The following is a 21,176-nucleotide window of genomic DNA, read 5'->3' as shown; positions in this document are numbered from 1 at the left end:
GCACCATCACAAAGGATTCAAATACGCATAAACAATCCATTCGATGCGGCCGAACACCCGGCTGATACCGCGGGAATCGCCCATCCAAGGTTACGCCAGCGGCGCCTTGGCAGGAATCAACCCAAGGTATTATCTGGGGCACAGCAGAGGCCGAAGGTAACCACCTCTTTACCGACCAGCCGAATAATGCCTGCGGAACCGCCGCATTCCGCGAATTTCATCGTAGGCTGTTCGCGCGACCCATCCGGGAGGCCTCGATGCCCCGCGTGCTTGTTGTTGACGATCAGGCCGACGTTCGTGCGATGATTTCCATCGTGCTGCGCATCCATCAGTTTGAAATCGTCGAGGCAGACAGCGCCGCATCCGCGTTGAAGCTGTTCGAGCAATCGAGCTTCGACCTTGCGATCGTCGATATCTTCCTGCAGGGCGCCAACGGCTCCGATCTGATTGCAGAGCTGCGCGCCCGCGTGCCACGCCAGCCCGTGATTGCGATTTCGGGAATGACCGCGCTGGATTTTCTGTCCGGAACGCCTGAACTCTCCGACATCGTCTGTCTGCAGAAGCCGTTTCGTCCGCCGGATTTGATCCGCGCGATCGAAACGTCGATGGGATCGGTTGGCCAACGGGGCGGTGCGGTCGCAGGAGCCGCGCTCTAGAGCGTGATGACTTTTCTTCGAATCGTCATCCCGCTCTATCTCTTTGATTTGAGCATGGTCTCCGCGCAAACGCGTTCCGCGTTTGTCGCGAGGGAAAACCGGTACCCACTTTTCCGGGTCATGCTCTAGCCGTCCGGCGTATGACAACAGATTCTGCATGGCCGCTGGTCCGCCGCTTATCGCTCGGCGCGCCGCAGACCGTTGCCGTCGGCGGCAACCGGACCGGCGGCAAACTGCCGGTGCGACAACGGCACCGAGAGGTGGCACAGCAGGCCTTCGGGGCGCCAGTCGAATTCGGCCTGGCCGCCGAGTTGCGACTCGATGCTGGCGATTACGCTTCTGGTTCCGAACCCTCGTGACACCGGCTTTACGACCGGCGGTCCACCGGTCTCGGACCATGTGATCCTGAGGACGCCTGCCTGGTCCTCCCAGTTCACCGACAGCCGGCCCGACAACGCGGATAGTGCGCCGTACTTGGCGGAATTGGTGACGAGCTCGTGCAGCACCAGCGCGACGGTCTGCGCCGTCGCCGGCTCGAACTGGACCTCCGGACCTGACAAGTCGATCTGCTCGCCGGTAGAATAGGGCGCCAACTCCTCGGCGATCAGTTTCCTGATCTCGGCGCCTTGCCAGCTCGACAATGAGAGCACGGTGTGCACACGCGCCAGCGCATTGATCCGCCCCTCCACCGAACGGACGTAGGTCTTCACGTTCTCGCCGCGCGTCAGCCGGACGATGGATTGCGCGAGTGCCAATGCGTTCTTGGCGCGGTGATCGACCTCCCGCGCCAGAAGGTTCTGCCGCTCTTCGGCCTGTTTGCGCTCGGTGATATCGACAGTGACGCCGGAAACGCGGATGACGCGGCCGCCCTTGTCGATGCTTGCCGCGGCCGTTCCCGCGCACCAGCGCATCTCGCCATTCGGCCGGACGATGCGGAATTCCGCTTCGTAGGATTTCGCGCCGCGGGCGAAGCTCGCCCAGGCCTCGTGCAGTTCACTGATGTCGTCGGGATGGAACAGCGCCTGGATATTGGCCGGCGTCAGTTCGAACTTGCCGGGATCGACGCCGAGGATCTGATACTGGCCTTCGTCCCACATAAAGTCGCCATTGACCCAGTCCCAATCCCACGAGCCCATCTTGCCGGCGGCGATCGCCAGACTGCGGCGCTGCTCGCTTTCCAGAAGGCGGGCATGTGATTCCTCCAGTTCGGCGGTACGGGCGCGAACCCGGTCTTCGAGTTCGATGTTGAGCCGCTCGAGCTGGCGCGTCTTGCGATAGAGTTCCGCGAACACCTTGATCTTCGCGCGCAGCACTTCCGGCACCACAGGCACCGGAACATAATCGACCGCGCCCATCTCATAGCCGCGCAGCCGGTCGAAATCGCTGACCTGGATTGCGGAGATGAAGATCATCGCCGTCTTCTGGAAGCGCGGATGCTCGCGGATCATGGCGGCGAGCTCGAAGCCGTCGAGCTCCGGCATGCAGACGTCGACCAGGATGATGGCAACGTCGTTCTTCAGCAGGAACTCGAGCGCTTCGCGGCCGGACGAGGCCTTGACCAGGTTCTCGCCCAGTTCCTTCAGGATGACTTCATAGGCGAGCAGCTTCGCCGGCTGATCGTCAACCAGAAGAATGTTTACCTTTTCTTGATCCATCATCTGTTTACGCCGATCAGCGGTGTAACCACATTCGGATGGCGAGCAGCAACTGCTCAGTATTGACGGGTTTGGCGAGATAGTCCGAAGCGCCGGCTTCGAGACATTTCTCGCGGTCGCCTTTCATGGCCTTGGCGGTCAGTGCGATAATCGGCAGGCGTCCGAAGGACGGGTTTTGCCTGATGACGCCAATGGTCTGATATCCGTCCATTTGCGGCATCATGATATCCATCAACACGATCGCGATGTTGGGGTTCGATTCGACCAGAGCAATCGCCTCATGGCCGGTGGTTGCGGTTAACACCTTCATACCGCGGCGTTCCAGCACGCTGGAAAGGGCAAAGATGTTGCGGGCGTCGTCGTCGACCAGCAACGCGGTCTTGCCAACCAGGTCCTCATCGGAACTGTTGAGCTTCTCCAGCATCCTCTGCTTTTCGACGGGCAATTCCGTGATCACACGGTGCAAAAACAGCGACGTTTCGTCGAGCAGGCGTTCCGGCGACTCGACGCCTTTCACCACGATGCTTCGCGCCATGGTGTGAAGTTCCGCGTCTTCCTCGGCCGAAAGTTCCCGCCCGGTGAACACCACGACCGGCACGTTCGACAGCGTTTCGTCGTTGCGGAGACGGTCAAGTACCTCGAAGCCGCTCATGTCCGGCAATCGCAGATCCAGAACGACGCAGTCGCAGGGTTGGTTCCGCAACGTCGACAGCGCATCGGCGCCGGTATCGGCGGTAAGGATCTCAATGTCGTCATGCCCGAGCAGTTCGGTGATGCTCATCTGCTCGGCGGCATTGTCTTCCACGATCAGAAGGCGCTTGCGACGGGGTTTGGCGTACTCCTTGATCTGCGACAGCGCCGCGCTGACGCCTTCCGTCGTCGTCGGCTTGTTGACGAAGGAGAACGCGCCGCGCGCCAGCGCGTGCTGGCGATCTTCGTCGAGCGTGATGATCTGTACCGGAATATGCCGCGTCAGCGGGTTGTGCTTGAGCTGGCTCAGCACGGTCCAGCCCAGCATGTCCGGCAGGAAGACGTCGAGCGAAACCGCGGCCGGCTGGAACTGCTTGGCGAGTTCGAGCGCCTCGGCGCCTCGGCTGGCGACCAGCACCTTGAAGTTCTTGTCGCGGGCGAGATCGATCAGCACCCGCGCATAATGCGGATCGTCCTCGACAATCAGCAGGATGGTATCTCCCGGCTCGAGATTGAGGCGATCGTCGGGTAACTGCTCGATGGCGCGCTCCTGCGTCGAAGCGACCTGCAGCGCCGGTGCGGGCGTGAACGACGAGGGGGCAGGGGTGCGCGCCGCGATCGTGGGGCCGGAATATTTCAGCGGCAGATACAGCACGAAGGTAGAGCCCTTGCCGGGCGCGCTGCGCAGATGGATTTCGCCGCCGAGCAGGCTTGCGAGCTCGCGGCTGATGGCAAGGCCGAGGCCGGTGCCGCCGTATTTGCGGCTGGTGCCGGCGTCCGCCTGCTGGAACGCCTCGAAGATCAGCTTCTGCTTCTCCAGGGGAATGCCGATGCCGGTGTCCGTCACCTCGAAGGCAACGACGGCGGGCGCATGATTGAGGATCGGATGCTCGGCGCTCCAGCCGCCGACGGCGGCCGATACCTTCAGCTCCACGCCGCCCTCGGCGGTGAACTTGAACGCGTTCGACAGCAGATTCTTCAGAACCTGCTGCAGGCGCTTGGAGTCGGTCACCATGCTGCGGCTCAGATTCTCGTCGACCGAGATATTGAACGACAGGCGGCGATTTTCAGCCTCGTGCCTGAACGGCCGTCCGACGGTCTCGAGCAGATTGGAGGTCAGTATCTCCTCGGCATCGACCGTCACCGTGCCGGATTCGATCTTCGAGAGGTCGAGGATGTCGCTGATCAAATTGAGAAGGTCGGTGCCGGCGCCGTGGATGGTGCGGGCGAACTCGACCTGCTTGGCCGACAGATTGCCGTCGGGGTTTTCGGTGAGCTGCTGGCCGAGGATCAGGATGCTGTTGAGCGGCGTGCGCAGTTCGTGCGACATGTTGGCGAGGAATTCGGACTTGTACTTCGAGGTCAGCGCAAGCTCCGTCGCCTTTTCCTCGAGCGCGCGCCGCGCCTGTTCGATTTCCTGGTTCTTCCTTTCCACCTCGACGTTGCGTTCGGCGAGCTGCTGCGCCTTCTGCTCGAGCTGGTCGTTGGTCTGCTGCAATTCCTTCTGCTGCGTCTGCAATTCGCCGGCGAGCTGCTGGGATTGCTTCAGCAGGCCCTCGGTCTGCATCGTGGCCTCGATGGAGTTGAGCACGATGCCGATAGAGTCGGTGAGCTGTTCGAGGAAGGTCATCTGTGAGGTCGTGAACGAGGAAATCGAGGAAAGCTCGATCACGGCTTTCACCTGGTTCTCGAACAATACGGGAAGCACGACGATGTTCCGGGGGATCACGCGCAGTAGCGCCGAATTGACCGGCGCCGTATCGTGGGGGATGTCGGCTATCAGCCGCTGCCGCTTGTCCAGGGCGCACTGGCCGATCAGGCCTTCGCCGAACTCCACGACGATTGGATGCGGAATGGCGCTGTCGCCGGCGTAAGAGGAGAGCAGGTGCAATTGCGGATAGTCGGCGCTTTCGACCTGGTAGATTACGCCCATATGCGCGTTGACCAGCGGGGCCAGTTCGGTCAGCAGCAGCCGGCCCACGGTGGACAGCTCGCGCTGCCCCTGCAGCATGTTGGTGAAGCGGGCGAGGTTGGTCTTCAGCCAGTCCTGCTCGGTGTTGACCTGCGTCGTCAGACGCAGATTGCCGATCATCGTGTTGATGTTGTCCTTGAGTTCGGCGACTTCGCCGCGGGCGTCGACCTGGATCGAGCGGGTCAGGTCGCCCTTGGTCACGGCGGTCGCCACTTCCGCGATCGAGCGAACCTGGGAAGTCAGGTTGGCGGCGAGCAGGTTGACGTTGCCGGTGAGGTCCTTCCAGGTGCCGGCAGCACCAGGCACGTTGGCCTGGCCGCCGAGCCGTCCCTCGACGCCGACTTCGCGCGCCACGCTGGTCACCTGATCGGCGAAGGTCGCCAGCGTCTCGGTCATGTTGTTGATGGTGTCGGCCAGCGCGGCGACTTCGCCCTTCGATTTCACCGTCAGGTTCTGTTTCAGATCGCCGTTGGCGACTGCGGTCACGACCTTGACGATGCCGCGGACCTGTTCGGTCAGGTTGGCCGCCATGAAGTTGACGGTGTCGGTGAGGTCCTTCCAGGTGCCGGCGACGCCGGGCACTTGCGCCTGACCGCCGAGCTTGCCCTCGGTGCCGACCTCGCGCGCCACGCGCGTCACTTCGCCGGCAAACGCGTTGAGCTGGTCGACCATCGTGTTGATGGTGTTCTTCAGTTCGAGGATTTCGCCCTTCACGTCCACGGTGATCTTGCGCGACAGGTCGCCGCGCGCCACGGCGGTCGTGACTTCGGCGATGTTGCGGACCTGCGTGGTCAAGTTGGCGGCCAAGAGGTTGACGTTGTCGGTCAAATCCTTCCAGGTGCCGCCGACGCCGGGCACCACGGCCTGGCCGCCGAGCCGTCCCTCGGTGCCGACCTCGCGCGCGACGCGCGTCACTTCGGCGGCAAAGGAGCGTAGCTGCTCGACCATCGTGTTCAGGGTGTCCTTGAGCAGCAGGATTTCGCCGCGCACGTCCACCGTGATCTTCTTCGAGAGGTCGCCGCCGGCGATCGCGGTCGCGACCTCCGCGATGTTGCGGACCTGCGCGGTCAGATTCGACGCCATGAAGTTGACGTTGTCGGTGAGGTCTTTCCAGGTGCCGGCGACTTCAGGCACCTGGGCCTGGCCGCCGAGCTTGCCTTCAGTGCCGACCTCGCGCGCCACGCGGGTGACTTCGGAAGCGAACGCGTTGAGCTGGTCCACCATCGTGTTGACGGTGTTCTTCAGCTCGAGAATCTCGCCCTTGACGTCGACCGTGATCTTTTTCGACAGGTCGCCCTTCGCCACCGCCGTCGTCACTTCGGCGATGTTGCGGACCTGGCCGGTCAGATTGCCGGCCATCGAGTTGACGTTGTCGGTGAGGTCCTTCCAGGTGCCGGCGACGCCGGGCACGTTGGCCTGACCGCCCAACCGCCCCTCGGTGCCGACCTCGCGCGCCACGCGGGTCACTTCGCCCGCGAAGCGGTTGAGCTGGTCGACCATCGTGTTCAGCGTTTCCTTGAGCTGCAGGATCTCGCCGCGCACGTCGACCGTGATTTTTCGCGAGAGGTCGCCGCCGGCAATCGCGGTCGCGACTTCCGCGATGTTGCGGACCTGGGCGGTGAGGTTGCCCGCCATCGAGTTCACCGAGTCCGTCAAATCCTTCCAGGTGCCGGCGACGCCGGGCACTTCGGCCTGGCCGCCGAGCTTGCCGTCGGTGCCGACCTCGCGGGCGACGCGTGTGACTTCGCCGGCAAAGGCATTGAGCTGGTCGACCATCGTGTTCAGCGTCTCCTTCAGCTGAAGGATTTCGCCAGAGACGTTCACCGTGATCTTCTTCGACAGGTCGCCCTTGGCCACGGCGGTCGCGACGTCGGCGATGTTGCGGACCTGCGCGGTGAGGTTACCGGCCATCGAGTTGACGTTGTCGGTGAGGTCCTTCCAGGTGCCGGCGACGCCGCGCACGTTGGCCTGGCCGCCGAGCTTGCCTTCGGTGCCGACTTCGCGCGCGACGCGCGTCACTTCGCCGGCGAAGGCGTTGAGCTGGTCCACCATCGTATTGATGGTGTCCTTCAGCTCCAGGATTTCGCCGCGCACGTCCACCGTGATCTTCTTCGACAGGTCGCCGTTGGCGACCGCGGTCGTCACCTCGGCGATGTTGCGGACCTGCGCCGTCAGGTTGGAGGCCATCGAGTTGACGCTCTCGGTGAGGTCCTTCCAGGTGCCGGCGACGCCGAGCACGTTGGCCTGGCCGCCGAGCCGTCCCTCGGTGCCGACTTCGCGCGCGACGCGCGTGACTTCGCCGGCAAAGGCGTTGAGCTGGTCGACCATCGTGTTCAGCGTTTCCTTCAACTGAAGGATCTCGCCCGAAACGTTCACTGTGATCTTCTTGGAGAGGTCGCCGCCGGCAATGGCGGTGGCGACGTCGGCGATGTTGCGGACCTGCGCCGTCAGGTTGGAGGCCATGAAGTTGACGTTGTCGGTGAGGTCCTTCCAGGTGCCGGCGACGCCGGGCACCTGCGCCTGACCGCCGAGCTTGCCTTCGGTGCCGACCTCGCGGGCGACGCGGGTCACTTCCGAGGCGAACGAGTTGAGCTGGTCGACCATCGTGTTGATGGTGTCCTTCAGCTCCAAAATTTCGCCGCGGACGTCCACCGTGATCTTGCGCGAGAGGTCACCACGGGCGACCGCGGTGGTGACGTTGGCGATGTTGCGGACCTGGGCGGTGAGGTTGCCGCACATCGCGTTGACGGAGTCGGTCAGGTCCTTCCAGGTGCCGGCGACGCCGGGCACGATGGCCTGGCCGCCGAGCTTGCCGTCGGTGCCGACTTCGCGCGCCACACGAGTGACTTCGGAGGCGAAGGAGCGCAGCTGGTCCACCATCGTGTTGATGGCTTCCTTGAGCTGCAGGATTTCGCCGCGGACGTCGACCGTAATCTTCTTCGACAGGTCGCCATTGGCCACCGCGATGGTGACCTCGGCGATGTTGCGGACCTGGCCGGTCAAGTTGTTGGCCATCGAGTTGACGCTCTCGGTCAGGTCCTTCCAGACACCGGTCACTTCCGGCACCTGGGCCTGGCCGCCGAGCTTGCCCTCGGTGCCGACCTCGCGCGCCACGCGCGTGACTTCTGAGGTGAACACGCCGAGCTGCTTGATCATCGTGTTGACGATGTTGGCCGACTGCAAGAATTCGCCGCCAAGTGGGCGGCCCTCGACATCGAGCTGCACGGTCTGCAACAGGTCGCCTTGGGCCACCGCGGCAACTGCGCGTGTCACTTCGCGGGTTGGCCACAGCAGGTCGTCGATCAGCGTGTTGACGGAGCCTTCCATGTCCGCCCATGAGCCGCTGGCAAGGTCGAACTTGACGCGCTGGCGGGTCTTGCCTTCGCGCCCCACCACCTGGCCGACGCGCTCCAGCTGTTGCGCCATGCGCTGGTTGGCAGCGACGATCTCGTTGAAGGTGTCGGCAATCTTGCCCTCGATGCCGATGTGGTCGCCGGTCATCCGGACCGAGAAATCGCCGGCGCGCATCGCCTGCAAGGCATGCAAGAAATCCTGTAGCGGATCGGTGGCGCCGTTGGTGTTTGGAGGCTTGGGTTTGGCGACCCGGCGGGCGGAGGGTGATGCTTCAGGGGAAAGATCACTCATGTGTTTCCTCGGCCAGTTCGCGCGAATCTCATTGGCTGAGACGCAACTCCACAAATAGAACCGCTGCCCCGGCGGCAGATCAAGTTGGAACAACGGTTAAGGTCGTGAAATCAATGACATGGAACTCAGCCCGGGTTTCCAATGCGCCGGGAACCCAAAGGTTCCAATGACCGGGAAATTATCTGGAACCGGGGCACATGCCCCCAGAGCCCGATTGAAAAGTAATCCAGTGGTCGCGCCAGCCAATGTCCGGGGTTTGGACTGACGAAAGCCCGAAGGGCTGGACCGGGCATGCCTTTGATGACCCCGAAACGGACTTTCCCTGTCCGCTTTTCCTCAGATGGGGGATACACTGGCGCTGCAACCTGCGATGCAAAGACAAGAACCAAATACCGCCCCTGACAGGTTGACACGTTGATCAATAGTCCAAGCGCAATCGCAGCACGCCGTCCTCGGGTCGCAATAGAGGAGGAAATCCATGCTCCGAACAGTTGCCGGATCAGCCGCGTTGGCATTCACCCTGATTTCCCAAGCTCCGGCGCAGCAAATCTCCGAACAGCAAGCGTATGAGATCGCCAAGGATGCGTATGTCTACGCGTATCCAATGATGGTCGAATATGTGACGACGATTCAGGCGGCCAATTACGCTGAGCCGACCGGAATTCCGGCGCAGGCTCCGTTCAATCAGTTCGGTCACGCCAAGGCATTTCCGCCGGCAGACTTCAAGGCAGTCGTCCGCCCGAACGCCGACACGCTATATTCAGTCGCCAGCCTCGATTTAGGTCGCGAGCCGATCGTCCTTTCTGTGCCGGCCACCGACCGCTATTTCATGTTGCCGATGTTGAGCTTGTGGACCGACGTGTTCGCCGCACCGGGCACGCGCACGACGGGTCGCAACACGGCTCGCGATTTCCTTATTGCAGGCCCGCGCTGGCAGGGCACTGCTCCGAGCGGACTTGAACTCATCCGCAGTCCAACCCGCTTCGTGGCCATCGGCGGGCGTACGCAAACCAATGGTGCTGCCGACTACGACAACGTCCACAAGATACAGGCTGGCTATAGACTCACACCGCTCTCAGCATGGGGCAAAGGCAACTACGTGCCGCCAAAGGGCACGGTCGACCCGGCCATCGACATGAAAACGCCGCCGCCGAAACAGGTTGAGAATATGGACGCGCCCGCGTTCTTCGGTCGCTTCGCCGAGTTGCTGAAGGATAATCCGCCGAACGCGTTTGACTATCCAATGATCCATCGTCTGGAGCGGGTGGGCTTCAAGGCGGGGGAGAGTTTCAATCTCGACGCCGCGCCGCCTGCGGTCAAGCAGGCGTTCGAGCGTGCGACCTCCGATGGAAAGGCTTTGGTCGACAAGCTCGGCAAGCAGGCTGCAGGCGCGGGCGGCAAGGGTTGGGTTTACAATGTCCGTAGCGCGGATTTTGGGGTGGACTACCCGTACCGCGCCGCGGTCGCGTCATACGGGCTTGGCATGAACCTGCCGCAAGATGCGGTATATCCATCTCTTTCGACCGATGCCGACGGGCAGCCTCTCGACGGCAGCTACAAATATGTCCTGCATTTCGACAAGGGTAAATTCCCTCCCGTCGAAGGCTTCTGGTCGCTGACCGCCTATGACCGTGAGGGGCATTTCATTCCGAACGCCCTGAACCGTCAGGCTATCGGCGACCGCAGCAATCTGGTTGCCAGCGCCGACGGATCGCTGGACCTTTACATACAGGCTGACTCTCCCGGTTCAGCCAAGGAAGCGAATTGGCTGCCGGTTGCCAAGGCTCCCTTCACGCTGATGCTGCGCCTCTACGCGCCGAAAGGTGAAGTTCTCGATCGAACCTGGACGCCGCCGCAGATTGCACGGGCAGAAAGCGGGACTGTCGGCCGCCAGTGAGGCAGAGCCGGCGAATGTCGACGTGCCCGCCGGTCCGACGGACCTTTGCTTGCGTCGCTAAAGCCGAAATAAAAACGCCCCGGCAAGCCGGGGCGTTTGAACTCAGAGCGGGGAAGGGGATCAGGAGCCCTTCGGATTGATCTCGGTGTAGTTGCCCTTGGCGTCCCACTTGTAGACGACGTAGTCGATCACCTTGATGTCGCCCTTGGCGTCGAAGCCGAGCTTGCCGAGCACCGTATCCCATTCACCGGCCTTGATGGTCTCCATCACCTTCTTCGGATCGGTGGTCTTCGCCTTCGCCACCGCCTGCGACCAGACCTGCATCGTGGCGTAGGTGTAGAGGGTGTAGCCTTCGGGATCGATGTTCTTGGCCTTGAACTTCTCGACGATCGCCTTCGCGGTCGTCTTGTTGCGCGGGTCGGGACCGAAGGTGAACAGCGTGCCTTCGGCAGCCGGACCCGTGATCGAGGCGAATTCCTTGTCGTTCAGGGCGTCGCCCGCCATCAACACCGTCTTGAGGCCCTGGTCGCGCATCTGGCGCAGGATCAAGCCGGCTTCCTGGTGATAGCCGCCGACGAAGACCAGATCGACGTTGTCGCGCTTCAGGCGCGACACGATCGAGTTAAAGTCCTTGTCGCCCTTGTTGTAGGACTCGAACATCTTCTCGGTGACGCCGGCCTTGTTGAGCGCCTTCTTGGTTTCGTCGGCGAGGCCTTTGCCGTAGGTGGTCTTGTCGTTGAGGATGGCGACGTTCTTGCCCTTGTAGTTCTTGACGATGTAGTCGGCGGCAACCAGGCCCTGCTGGTCGTCGCGGCCGCAGACGCGCGCCACGTTCCAGAGCTTGCGCTCGGTGAACAGCGGGTTGGTCGAGGCCGGCGTAATCTGCAGCACGTTGCCATCGGCATAGGCTTCGGATGCCGGGATCGACGACGACGAGCAGAAGTGACCGGCCACGAACGGGATCTTGGCGCTGGCGAACTTTTCCGCCACCGAGCGCGCCTGCTTGGGATCGCAGGCATCGTCGCCGACCTGCAGCGCCAGCTTCTTGCCGAGCACGCCGCCGGCGGCGTTGATGTCGGCCACGGCCTGTTCGGCGCCGTTCTTCATCTGCCGGCCGAACGCGGATTCGCCGCCCGTCATCGGGCCGGCCACGGCGATGGAGATGTCCTGCGCCAGTGCGGTGGTCGAAAGCGCCAACGAAGCGCCCAAAGCCAAGCCGATGAGTTTCAGTGATTTCATGAGGTATCCTCGTGGGGTAGGTCGATTTCGGGAAACACCCGGCAGGCCGGGTACGAAGATCGTGGCCATTGTCGGCTGATTTTACCGCGAAGTCATCGGCAATTTTCGGGCAAACCCACGGTCCGTTCGCCGCATCTTGCCGCAGCACGCGTCAGGGGCGGACGGGGAGCATTACTCCCGCCGGCCGCCTTCCAGATAGGCGGCGCGGATTTCCGGGCGCTGCAGCAATTCGTTGCCGGTTCCGGACAGGGTGATCAGGCCGTTGACCATGACATAGCCGCGATGGGCCAGTTTCAGCGCGTGGTTGGCGTTCTGTTCGACGATCAGGACGGTGAGGCCGTCCTGCCGGTTCAGGGTCCTGATCGCATCGAAAATCTGCCGCGCGATCAGGGGGGCGAGCCCTAGCGACGGCTCGTCCAGCATCAACAGGCGCGGCCGGCTCATCAGGGCCCGGCCGATCGCCAGCATCTGCTGCTCGCCGCCGGACAGCGTGCCGCCGCGCTGGGTCATCCGCTCCTTCAGCCGCGGGAACAGCGCGAACACGCGCTCCAGGCTGTTCGCCCGGTCGGATTCGCCGGAGTCGGTTGCGTCCGCCCCCATCTGCAGGTTTTCCGCCACGCTCATGCGCGGGAAGATGCGCCGGCCCTCAGGCGATTGCGCGATGCGCAGCCGCGCAATGTCATGCGTCGGCACGCCGGTGATGTCCTGCCCATCGAACTCGATGTGGCCGGAGCGGGCGCGGGGCCGGCCGAAGATCGTCATCATCAGCGTCGACTTGCCGGCGCCGTTGGCGCCGATCAGGGCGACGATCTCGCCGGCATTGATGTCGATATCGACGCCCTTCAGCGCCTCGATCTTGCCATAGGCCGCGCGCAGCGAGCGGATTGCGAGCAGGGGAGTTGCGGGCGAGGCGCTCACGTGCCGCTCTCCATCACCGCGATCGCTTCCTCCTCGTCGGTGCCGAGATAGGCGGCGATCACCTTGGGATCGTCGCGGATGTGTTTTGGCGTGCCTTCGGCGATCTTCACGCCGTGATCCATCACGACCACATGGTCGGAGATTTCCATCACCACGCTCATGTCGTGCTCGATCAGCAGGATCGAGGTGCCCTGGTCGGCGCGGATCGAGAGCAGCAATTCACTTAAAGCGGCGCTTTCGCGCGCGTTGAGGCCGGCGGCTGGCTCGTCGAGGCAGAGCAGCGCGGGCTCGGTGCACATCGCGCGCGCGATCTCCAGTCGCCGCTGGTCGCCATAGGGCAGGTTGCCGGCGGCATCGTCGGCGCGGTCCAGAAGCCCGATGCGATCGAGCCACGTCGTCGCCAGATCGATCGCGGCCTGCTCGGCCGTGCGCCAGGACGGCGCGCCGATCAGGCCGAGGAACGTCAGGCCGGAGGCGCGCATCAGCGCGTTGTGCTGCGCCACCATCAGGTTTTCCAGCGCCGTCATGCCGGGGAAAAGCCGGATGTTCTGGAAGGTGCGCGCGACCTTCGCCAGCTTGGCAATCCGGAAATCGTTCAGCCGCTCGAGCCGGATGGCGTGGCCGTCATCATGCGTGAGGCCGATGGCGCCCGAGGTCGGCTTGTAGAAACCGGTGATGCAGTTGAACACGGTGGTCTTGCCGGCGCCGTTCGGCCCGATCAGCGCGGTGATCTTGCGGCGCTCGGCGTTGAAGGAGAGGTCGTTGACGGCGACGATGCCGCCGAAGCGCATCGACAGCCGGTCGACGGAGAGGATGTGATCGCCGCTCATCCGTGGCCCTCCTTGACGAGGTCGGATGAGATCGCCTCCTTGCGCTGGAGAAATACCGTCGGCGCGCGGTGGCCGATCAGGCCGCGCGGCCGCCAGATCATCAGCAGCACCATCGCCATGCCGAACACCAGCATGCGGTACTGGTCGAGCCCGCGGAACAGCTCGAAGCCGCCGATCATCGCGAGCGCGGCCAGCGCCACGCCGAGCTGCGAGCCCATGCCGCCGAGCACCACGATCGCCAGCACCAGCGCCGATTCATGGAAGGTGAAGGATTCCGGGCTGATGAAGCCCTGTCTGGTCGCGAAGAACGCGCCGGCTAAACCACCGAACATCGCTCCCGTCGCGAACGCCGTCAGCTTGGTCGTGGTGGTGTTGATGCCGAGCGCACGGCAGGCGACTTCGTCTTCGCGCAACGCTTCCCAGGCGCGGCCGATGGGGAGGCGGCGCAGGCGGATCGTGACCCAGTTGGTGAGCAGGGCCAGCGCCAGGATGATGTAAAACAGAAATACGATGCGGTGGGTCGGCGAGAATTCGATGCCGAGCATGGCCGCCAGCCCGTCATCGGCGGGTGTGAGTGGAATGCCGAACAGGGTCGGCCGGGGGATGCCGGTGACGCCGTTCGGCCCCCCTGTGAGGCTCTGCCAGTTGATCAGGACGAGGCGGATGATCTCGCCGAAGGCCAGCGTGACGATGGCAAGGTAATCGCCGCGCAGCCGCAGCACCGGAAAGCCGAGCAGCACGCCCCAGAACGCCGCGAGGATGCCGGCGAGCGGCAGGCAGATCCAGAACGACAGCCCGAAATTGGTCGCGAGCAGCGCATAGGAATAGGCGCCGACCGCGTAGAACGCGACGTAGCCGAGGTCGAGCAAGCCGGCGAGGCCGACCACCACGTTCAGTCCCCATCCGAGCATCACATAGGTGAGCACGAGGATGGCGAGGTCGAGAATGTAGCGCTCATTGTAGAACAGCACCGGCACCAGGAAGGTGAACACCAGCAGCACCGGTGCAACCAGCCGTCCGCCGAACGCCAGCGCATTTTGCACCGGAGCAGGAACTACTCTGGCAGTGTCGACCGGTCCCCACCATTGCCGGAACAACTCGATGAGGATGCTGCCGCCGAACACGGCCGCCACCATGACGGCGAGATCGCCAAAGCGCGTCCAGTAGGTCAGCTGTCCGTCGGGTCCGGCTTCGGTGCGGACGCCGATCATCAGCGAAAACAGCACCAGCGCCACCAGCGCGCTGATCAGCGACTTCTTGAGGATGAAAGCGGCGCTCGGTGCGCGCGAGGTTTGGGCGGCGGGGTTTGCGCTCACGCGGCAGCCCGTCAGACTTTTTCGACTTCGGGCCGGCCGAGCAGGCCGGTCGGAAGGAAGATCAGGACCACGATCAGGATCGAGAACGCGGCGACGTCCTTGTACTCGACCGAGAAATAGGCCGACCACAGCGTCTCGATCAGGCCGATCAGGAGCCCGCCCAGCATCGCGCCGGGCAGGGAGCCGATGCCGCCGAGGACTGCGGCGGTGAACGCCTTGATGCCGGCGACGAAGCCCATGAAGAAATCGACCAGACCGTAATAGAGCAGGTACATCATGCCGGCGACCGCGGCGAGCGCCGCACCGATCACGAAGGTCATGGAGATGGTGCGGTCGACATCGACGCCGAGCAGCGAGGCCATGGTCTGGTCCTGCTCGCAGGCGCGCATGTCGCGGCCGAGCCGCGTGCTGGATACCAGCCAGGTGAACAGCGCCAGCAGCACCACGGTGGTGAGGACGACGATGATCTGGATGTTGGAAAGCTGCACGTTGAAGCCTTCCGCGCCCTCATGCAGCGTATAGCCGCCGGTGATGATCGGCGGCACCGGCTTGACGCGGGCACCCTGAGCGACCTGTGAATAATTGGTCAGCACGAATGACATGCCGATGGCGGAGAGCATCGGCGCCAGGCGGAACGAGTGCCGCAGCGGCCGGTAGGCGATGCGCTCGACCGTCCAGCCATAGAGCGCCGTGATTGCCATCGATACCAGCAATACGATCAGCAGGATCAGCGGGATGGCGGTCAGGCCGAATGAAACCAGGATCAGGAAGGTGATCAGGGCGATGAAGCCGCCGATCATGAAAATATCGCCATGGGCGAAATTGATCATGCCGACGATGCCGTAGACCATGGTGTAGCCGATGGCGATCAGGCCGTAGATCGAGCCGAGCACGAGGCCGTTGATGAGTTGCTGGGCGAAGTAATCCATGCGCTGCCGTTTTTTGTATGAGGACGCGGCGAGAGCTCCGGCAGCCCATGACGACGCGTCGTGTCGTTTTCTAACAGGTGGGAACCGGCGGCGGCAACAGCGCCGGGTGCGGCTTAATTGGCTTGTACAGAGCTAGTTTTTGCGCAGCGGTTCCCCCGTCACAGTCCGGACACGGCTTTGCCTTCCGGTGATCGCAACCGGAACCGCTGTTCCGCTGCAACCATCCCGCCGGTGCTTCGTTGGGTCCGACTAACCCCACAGAAGCCTGGACAGCAGCAGGGCGGCGGCCAAAAGCCGGGCCAGCAGCAGGATCCGGGACGTCAGGGACAAAACCCCAGCCAGAACCGATAGAGGAACTGGTTGGTTAGACCTCAGAAAGTCCCGCCCGAGAGGCGGGACTTTTCTTTTGCGCGCGCTCTCCCTCGTGTCCCGGACGCGGCGCAGCGCCCCTTGGCGGTGCGCCGCAGAGCCGGGACCCAGATGCAGTCGCCGGTCGAGCGGTCCGCGGCGTCCCAGGGCGGAGTAGCGCCGGGCCAACTAGGTCTTCAGCAATCCTAATTCCGCGATGATCGCGCCCGCTTCCTTCACCGCGTGGTTGGCCGCCGGCACGCCGCAATAGATCGCCTGCTGTAGCAATACTTCCTTGATGTCGTCGGGCGTGAAGCCGCCTTCGCTAAGTGCTGCGCGCACATGCAGGCGGAATTCGTCCCACTGTCCCAGCGCCACCATGGTGCCGATGACGAGCACGCGGCGGGTGCGGTGATCGAAATGCGGCCGGGTCCAGATATCGCCCCAGGCATAGCGGGTGATCAGGTCCTGGAAATCGGTATTGAACGCGTTGCGGTTCTTGATCGACTTGTCGACCCACTCATTGCCGAGCACCTTGCGGCGCTGGGCCATGCCGTCGTCGCGGCGTTGGTTGTCGTCCATTGTACGTTCTCTCCCCGTCATTGCGAGCGAAGCGAAGCAATCCATTTCACGGCTTGCGGAGGCGTGGATTGCTTCGTCGCTTCGCTCCTCGCAATGACGCCGTTTGTTGCGGTAACTAGCGTTGCGTCAGGAATCCGATCACCGCGTCGGTGAAGGCGTGCGGCTGCTCGACATTGGAAATATGCGCGGCATCGAGCAGCGTCATGCTCGCGCCGGGGATCCGGCTGCGCATGAATTCGCCGTCCGCGACCGTCGTCGACATGTCGTGGCGGCCGGCGATGATCAGCGTTGGGCTCTTGATCCTGGGCAAGAGTTCGCGCTGGTCGAGCGTCGACAGCGCCTCGCAGCAGGCGATGTAGCCCTCGACCGGCGTGGTCAGCATCATCGCCTTCATGTTGGCGGCGATCTGCGGCTCGCGCTCGCGAAAGTCTGCCGTCAGCCAGCCGGCCAGCACGGCGTCGGCGACCGCGGCGATGCCGCCTTGCTTCACCGCCTTGATGCGGTCGTGCCAGCGCGTCGGGTCCGGGTAATAGCAGGAGGTGTTGGCCAGGACGATCTTGCCGAATCGGTCGGGCGCGTTGGCGCCCAGCCATTGCCCGACCATGCCGCCCATCGACAGGCCGCACCAGTGCGCCTTGGCGATATTGAGGTCGTCGAGGATCGCCAGCACGTCGCGGCCGAAGCGCTCCAGCGAGTAGGGCCCGGGCGGCACGCTCGACTTGCCGTGGCCGCGCCGGTCATAGCGGATGACGCGGAACACCTGCGTCAGCGCCTTCATCTGCGGCTCCCACATCTGCATGGTCGAGCCCAGCGAATTCGACAGCATCAGCGTCGGCCCGCCGTCGCGGCCTTCGACGGATACGTTGAGCAGGCACCCGTCGGCGTCGATCATCGGCATGATATTAGGCCTCCGCTGTCATGCGCGGGCCTGACCCGCGCATCCATCCAAACAAAAAACTCTATTCAAGGTGATGGATTGCCGGGTCAAGCCCGGCAATGACATCAATCCCCATCGAGCGAAGCGAGCAGGCGGTCGATCAGCGCCTGCGAGGCGCCCTGATAGGCCATCGGCTCGAAGAGTTCAGCAATCTCGTCGGCGCCGAGCTGCGCGGTGACCTTCGAGTCGTTCGTCAGCACGTCGCGCAGATGCTTCTTGTCCTTGACCGCCTTCTTGCTGGCCGCCTCGACCAGATGATGCGCGTCGCTCTTGCCGATCTTTTCGGCGAGCCGCATCGCCACGGCCTCGGCCATGATCAACCCGTCGGTCACATCGAGATTTTGGCGCATGCGCGCGGCGTCGACTTCCAGCCCTTCCGCGATATCGACGATCGCCGCGAGTCCGCCTGACGTGACCAGCAGCAGCGTCGGTAGTGTCGGCCATTCCGCATGCCAGGGGCCGGCGCTGCGCTCGTGATCCTGCACCTGCGCCGCAAAGATCGTCGCCGCCAGATTAGGCGCCATAGTGGCGGCCGCGAGTGCGCTGGCGGCCGCAACGGGATTGCGCTTGTGCGGCATGGTGGACGAGCCGCCGCGGCCTTCGCCCGACGGTTCGAAGGCTTCGCCGACATCGGTCTGCATCATCAGCGACACGTCGCGCGCGATCTTGCCGCAGGTGCCGGCAAGAATCGCGAATGTGCCGGCCGCTTCCGCCATGCGGTCGCGGTGGGTGTGCCAGGGCGCGTCGGGCAAGGGCAGGTTCAGCTCCTGCGCCAGCCTTTCCGCGACCGCCAATCCCTTGTCGCCCAGCGCCGCCAGCGTGCCGGCGGCGCCGCCGAATTGCAGCGCCAGCGTTTCGCTGCGCAGGCGCTCAAGCCGCAGCTTCGAACGGTGCAGCGCCGCGGCATATTCGGCGAGCTTCAAGCCGAACGGCATCGGCAGCGCATGCTGCAGCCAGGTGCGGGCAACGACCGGCGTATTGCGGTGTTGCTGCGCCAGTTTGGCAAAGCCTTTGATCGCGCGATCGACGTCCGCAAGCAGCGCGTCGATACCGGCGCGAAGCCCGAGCATGGCGCCGGTATCGATGACGTCCTGGCTGGTCGCGCCCCAATGCACATAGCGCGCCGCAGCGGCGTCCGCCTTGGCGACATTTGCGGTCAGCGCCTTGACGAGGGGGATGGCGAGGTTGCCGGACCGCGTTGCGGCATCAGCCAGCGCGGCAAGGTCGAATGATTCGGCCTTGCACGCATTCGTGATCGCTGCTGCGGCACCGGCCGGAATCACCCCAAGCGCGGCCTCGGCGCGGGCCAGCGCGGCCTCGAAATCCAGCATGTTCTGCAGGCTTGCCGCATCGTCGCATACCGCGCGCATCGTCGCGCTCGACAACATCGGAGCCAGAAGAGGGGAAAGGGAGGTACTCATCTCTGTGCGACCTAACCATCCCGGCCTCTCAAAGCCAATGCCCTTGTCGCCAAGCACTTGTTGCGGTTGCGAAGATGCCTTGCTCATCGCCCTTCCTTTTGGCCCGGGCGTGCTTTACTTGGGTGATAACAGTTGAAGCGATCCAGGAGGCACCCCATGGCCATGACGATGAACGGCGAAGTCCAGCTTGCGGCGTCGCGCGAGGCCGTGTGGGCCAAGCTGAACGATCCGGAAGTGCTGAAGGCCTGCATTCCCGGCTGCGAGGAGCTGGAAAAGACCGAGGATAATGGCTTCCGCGCCACCGCCAAGATGAAGGTCGGGCCGGTGTCCGCCCGCTTCAAGGGCAAGGTCATGCTGAGCGATCTCGACCCGCCCAACGGCTACAAGATCTCGGGCGAAGGCGAGGGCGGCGTCGCCGGCTTCGCCAAGGGCGGCGCCACGGTCGCGCTCACCGAAAAGGATGGTGGCACGCTGTTGAGCTACAACGTCGAGGCGCAGATCGGCGGCAAGCTGGCCCAGCTCGGACAGCGCCTGATCAACGGCGCGGCCAAGAAGCTGGCCGACGAATTCTTCACCAATTTCGGCAAGGCCGTGCAGGGCTGATTTAGGGGCTGGCCCAAGGTTCACCCAAGGCCCGACCCGGACTGATTCCTGCGCGCCGGCCCCGTCGAACAGCCCGTCAAGTCACTCAGGCCATGCCCCAGACGAGGGGCTCCCGAGGTTGCTCATTACCGGGATGGCCCATATTATGGGCTTTGGAATGACTATAAAACGCCTGCGCTGCCGGTATATCCGGAAGGTGCAGCTCCAAGAGAGTGCTGATGGCCAAGATTTCCCTGATCGTGAACGGTAATCCCGTAAACGCCAATGTCGATTCCCGTACCCTGCTGGTCCAGTTTCTGCGGGAAAATCTCCGGCTGACGGGCACCCATGTCGGCTGCGACACCTCGCAGTGCGGCGCCTGCGTCGTCCATCTCGACGGCAAGGCGGTGAAGTCCTGCACCACGCTCGCGGTCATGGCCGACGGCCATGAGGTCCGCACCATCGAAGGCCTGGCTGCCGACGGCGCGCCGCTGCATCCGATGCAGGAAGCCTTCCGCGAACATCACGGCTTGCAGTGCGGCTTCTGCACGCCCGGCATGATCATGACCGCGGTCGATCTGGTCAACCGCAAGGGCCATGATCTTTCGGACCACGTCATCCGCGAGGAACTCGAAGGTAATCTGTGCCGCTGCACCGGCTATCAGAACATCGTGACTTCGATCGCCGCCGGCGCCAAGGCGATGGGCAAATCCGCTTAATCGATTTTCATCGCGAATAGCGATCAGGACATTCTCATGTACGAATTCAAATATCATCGTCCGGCGACCGTGCGGCAGGCTGCCAATCTCCTGGTGAAGAACGAAGACGCCAAGGTGATCGCCGGCGGCCACACGCTGGTGCCGGTCATGAAGCAGCGGCTCGCCAGCCCGCCGCATCTGGTCGACCTCTCCCACATCGAAGGGCTCGATACGATCGAGATGAAGGGCCGTTCGCTGGTGATCGGCGCCACCGCCAAGCACGCGGCCGTCGCGACCTCAGCCGTCGTCGGGGAAGCCATTCCCGCGCTCGCCGAACTCGCGGGCGGAATCGGCGATCCCGCGGTGCGCCACAAGGGCACGATCGGCGGCTCCCTCGCCAACAACGATCCGACCGCGGATTATCCCGCCGCCGTGCTCGCGCTTGGCGCCACCATCGTCACCAACAAGCGTCGCCTCAAGGCGGAGGAATTCTTCCAGGGCCTGTTCTCGACCGCGCTGGAGAATGACGAGATCATCACCAAGGTGATGTTCCCGCTGCCGAAGAAGGCGGCCTATATCAAGTTCCGCAACCAGGCATCGCGTTATGCGTTGGTCGGCGTGTTCGTCGCCAAGCGTCCGTCGGATGTGCGCGTCGCCGTCACCGGCGCGGGCTCGGACGGCGTGTTCCGCGCCACTGCGTTCGAGGAGGCCTTGAAGAAGCGCTTCTCGCACAAGGTGCTCGACGGCGTTTCGGCCTCGGCCGATGGGCTGAACAGCGATCTGCACGGCAGCGCCGAATATCGCGCGCACCTGATCGGCGTGCTGACGCGACGCGCGGTCGAAGCGGCGACGGCGAAGTAA

The 21,176-nt window shown here is 63.7% G+C and carries 15 protein-coding genes; 5 read left to right on the top strand and 10 right to left on the bottom strand.

All coding sequences use genetic code 11. The annotated features are described in order from the left end of the window. The first annotated feature begins 257 nt into the window (after positions 1 to 257). Positions 258 to 656 carry a response regulator gene (locus tag CQ12_RS21630; protein WP_057837327.1) on the top strand — a complete coding sequence of 133 codons (399 nt, stop codon included), beginning with the start codon at positions 258 to 260 and terminating at the stop codon, positions 654 to 656. Positions 657 to 832: 176 nt separating this feature from the next. Here the strand turns inward: CQ12_RS21630 and CQ12_RS21625 are convergent, their stop codons facing one another. Continuing rightward, entirely contained in the window at positions 833 to 2,311 is a 1,479-nt protein-coding gene (locus CQ12_RS21625; protein WP_083519412.1) for an HWE histidine kinase domain-containing protein, read from the bottom strand. A gap of 16 nt (positions 2,312 to 2,327) precedes the next feature. Next, on the bottom strand, positions 2,328 to 8,618 hold the full coding sequence (locus CQ12_RS21620; RefSeq protein ID WP_057837326.1) for a HAMP domain-containing protein: 6,291 nt from the start codon (positions 8,616 to 8,618) through the stop codon (positions 2,328 to 2,330). 478 nt (positions 8,619 to 9,096) lie between these two features. Between CQ12_RS21620 and CQ12_RS21615 the strand changes: the two genes are divergently transcribed. Continuing rightward, entirely contained in the window at positions 9,097 to 10,515 is a 1,419-nt protein-coding gene (locus tag CQ12_RS21615; protein ID WP_063799788.1) for a DUF1254 domain-containing protein, read from the top strand. A 120-nt stretch (positions 10,516 to 10,635) separates the two neighbouring features. Here the strand turns inward: CQ12_RS21615 and CQ12_RS21610 are convergent, their stop codons facing one another. The 8 genes from CQ12_RS21610 to CQ12_RS21575 form a co-directional block, all read right to left on the bottom strand. Then, complete coding sequence (locus tag CQ12_RS21610) at positions 10,636 to 11,754, bottom strand: branched-chain amino acid ABC transporter substrate-binding protein (protein ID WP_057837325.1); 1,119 nt, start codon at positions 11,752 to 11,754, stop codon at positions 10,636 to 10,638. A gap of 171 nt (positions 11,755 to 11,925) precedes the next feature. Continuing rightward, positions 11,926 to 12,672 (bottom strand): ABC transporter ATP-binding protein, encoded by a 747-nt coding sequence (locus CQ12_RS21605; protein WP_057837324.1) that lies wholly within the window; start codon positions 12,670 to 12,672, stop codon positions 11,926 to 11,928. Next, positions 12,669 to 13,502 carry an ABC transporter ATP-binding protein gene (locus CQ12_RS21600; protein WP_057837323.1) on the bottom strand — a complete coding sequence of 278 codons (834 nt, stop codon included), beginning with the start codon at positions 13,500 to 13,502 and terminating at the stop codon, positions 12,669 to 12,671. The genes CQ12_RS21605 and CQ12_RS21600 overlap by 4 nt, the downstream gene beginning before the upstream one ends. After that, positions 13,499 to 14,767, bottom strand: coding sequence for a high-affinity branched-chain amino acid ABC transporter permease LivM (livM, locus tag CQ12_RS21595; protein WP_198164221.1), 1,269 nt, complete (start codon positions 14,765 to 14,767; stop codon positions 13,499 to 13,501). Before livM ends, CQ12_RS21600 begins: the two co-directional genes overlap by 4 nt. Positions 14,768 to 14,829: 62 nt before the next feature. Next, positions 14,830 to 15,747, bottom strand: coding sequence for an ABC transporter permease subunit (locus CQ12_RS21590; protein WP_057837321.1), 918 nt, complete (start codon positions 15,745 to 15,747; stop codon positions 14,830 to 14,832). 537 nt (positions 15,748 to 16,284) lie between these two features. Next, positions 16,285 to 16,677 carry a carboxymuconolactone decarboxylase family protein gene (locus CQ12_RS21585; RefSeq protein WP_057837320.1) on the bottom strand — a complete coding sequence of 131 codons (393 nt, stop codon included), beginning with the start codon at positions 16,675 to 16,677 and terminating at the stop codon, positions 16,285 to 16,287. Between the two features lie 115 nt (positions 16,678 to 16,792). Then, complete coding sequence (gene pcaD, locus CQ12_RS21580; RefSeq protein ID WP_057837319.1) at positions 16,793 to 17,575, bottom strand: 3-oxoadipate enol-lactonase; 783 nt, start codon at positions 17,573 to 17,575, stop codon at positions 16,793 to 16,795. A gap of 104 nt (positions 17,576 to 17,679) precedes the next feature. Continuing rightward, positions 17,680 to 19,035, bottom strand: a complete 1,356-nt coding sequence (locus tag CQ12_RS21575; RefSeq protein WP_057837318.1) for a 3-carboxy-cis,cis-muconate cycloisomerase — start codon at positions 19,033 to 19,035, stop codon at positions 17,680 to 17,682. Positions 19,036 to 19,191: 156 nt separating this feature from the next. Here CQ12_RS21575 and CQ12_RS21570 point away from each other — a divergent pair, with 156 nt between their 5' ends. The 3 genes from CQ12_RS21570 to CQ12_RS21560 all read left to right on the top strand — a co-directional run bounded on the left by CQ12_RS21570 (position 19,192) and on the right by CQ12_RS21560 (position 21,176). Next, the gene (locus tag CQ12_RS21570; RefSeq protein WP_057837317.1) at positions 19,192 to 19,638 is read left to right on the top strand and encodes an SRPBCC family protein; all 447 of its coding nucleotides are present in this window, start codon (positions 19,192 to 19,194) and stop codon (positions 19,636 to 19,638) included. Between the two features lie 218 nt (positions 19,639 to 19,856). Beyond that, a complete protein-coding gene (locus CQ12_RS21565; RefSeq protein ID WP_057837316.1) occupies positions 19,857 to 20,336 on the top strand; it encodes a (2Fe-2S)-binding protein in 480 nt (159 codons plus the stop codon). 36 nt (positions 20,337 to 20,372) lie between these two features. Next, positions 20,373 to 21,176, top strand: a complete 804-nt coding sequence (locus CQ12_RS21560; protein ID WP_057837315.1) for an FAD binding domain-containing protein — start codon at positions 20,373 to 20,375, stop codon at positions 21,174 to 21,176.

Origin of the sequence: Bradyrhizobium jicamae (genome assembly GCF_001440395.1) — a bacterium.
GTDB classification, from domain to species: Bacteria; Pseudomonadota; Alphaproteobacteria; order Rhizobiales; family Xanthobacteraceae; genus Bradyrhizobium; species Bradyrhizobium jicamae.
The sequence above is the reverse complement of the archived record's forward strand: the minus strand, read 5'-3'. Positions and strand labels throughout refer to the sequence as shown.

Excerpts from the sequence above, each read along its gene's own strand:
- CQ12_RS21630 (WP_057837327.1), top strand. The coding sequence starts at position 258 with ATGCCCCGCGTGCTTGTTGTTGACGATCAGGCCGACGTTCGTGCGATG.
- CQ12_RS21625 (WP_083519412.1), bottom strand. The coding sequence starts at position 2,311 with ATGGATCAAGAAAAGGTAAACATTCTTCTGGTTGACGATCAGCCGGCG.
- CQ12_RS21620 (WP_057837326.1), bottom strand. The coding sequence starts at position 8,618 with ATGAGTGATCTTTCCCCTGAAGCATCACCCTCCGCCCGCCGGGTCGCC.
- CQ12_RS21615 (WP_063799788.1), top strand. The coding sequence starts at position 9,097 with ATGCTCCGAACAGTTGCCGGATCAGCCGCGTTGGCATTCACCCTGATT.
- CQ12_RS21610 (WP_057837325.1), bottom strand. The coding sequence starts at position 11,754 with ATGAAATCACTGAAACTCATCGGCTTGGCTTTGGGCGCTTCGTTGGCG.
- CQ12_RS21600 (WP_057837323.1), bottom strand. The coding sequence starts at position 13,502 with ATGAGCGGCGATCACATCCTCTCCGTCGACCGGCTGTCGATGCGCTTC.
- CQ12_RS21590 (WP_057837321.1), bottom strand. The coding sequence starts at position 15,747 with ATGGATTACTTCGCCCAGCAACTCATCAACGGCCTCGTGCTCGGCTCG.
- CQ12_RS21585 (WP_057837320.1), bottom strand. The coding sequence starts at position 16,677 with ATGGACGACAACCAACGCCGCGACGACGGCATGGCCCAGCGCCGCAAG.
- pcaD (WP_057837319.1), bottom strand. The coding sequence starts at position 17,575 with ATGCCGATGATCGACGCCGACGGGTGCCTGCTCAACGTATCCGTCGAA.
- CQ12_RS21575 (WP_057837318.1), bottom strand. The coding sequence starts at position 19,035 with ATGAGTACCTCCCTTTCCCCTCTTCTGGCTCCGATGTTGTCGAGCGCG.
- CQ12_RS21570 (WP_057837317.1), top strand. The coding sequence starts at position 19,192 with ATGGCCATGACGATGAACGGCGAAGTCCAGCTTGCGGCGTCGCGCGAG.
- CQ12_RS21565 (WP_057837316.1), top strand. The coding sequence starts at position 19,857 with ATGGCCAAGATTTCCCTGATCGTGAACGGTAATCCCGTAAACGCCAAT.
- CQ12_RS21560 (WP_057837315.1), top strand. The coding sequence starts at position 20,373 with ATGTACGAATTCAAATATCATCGTCCGGCGACCGTGCGGCAGGCTGCC.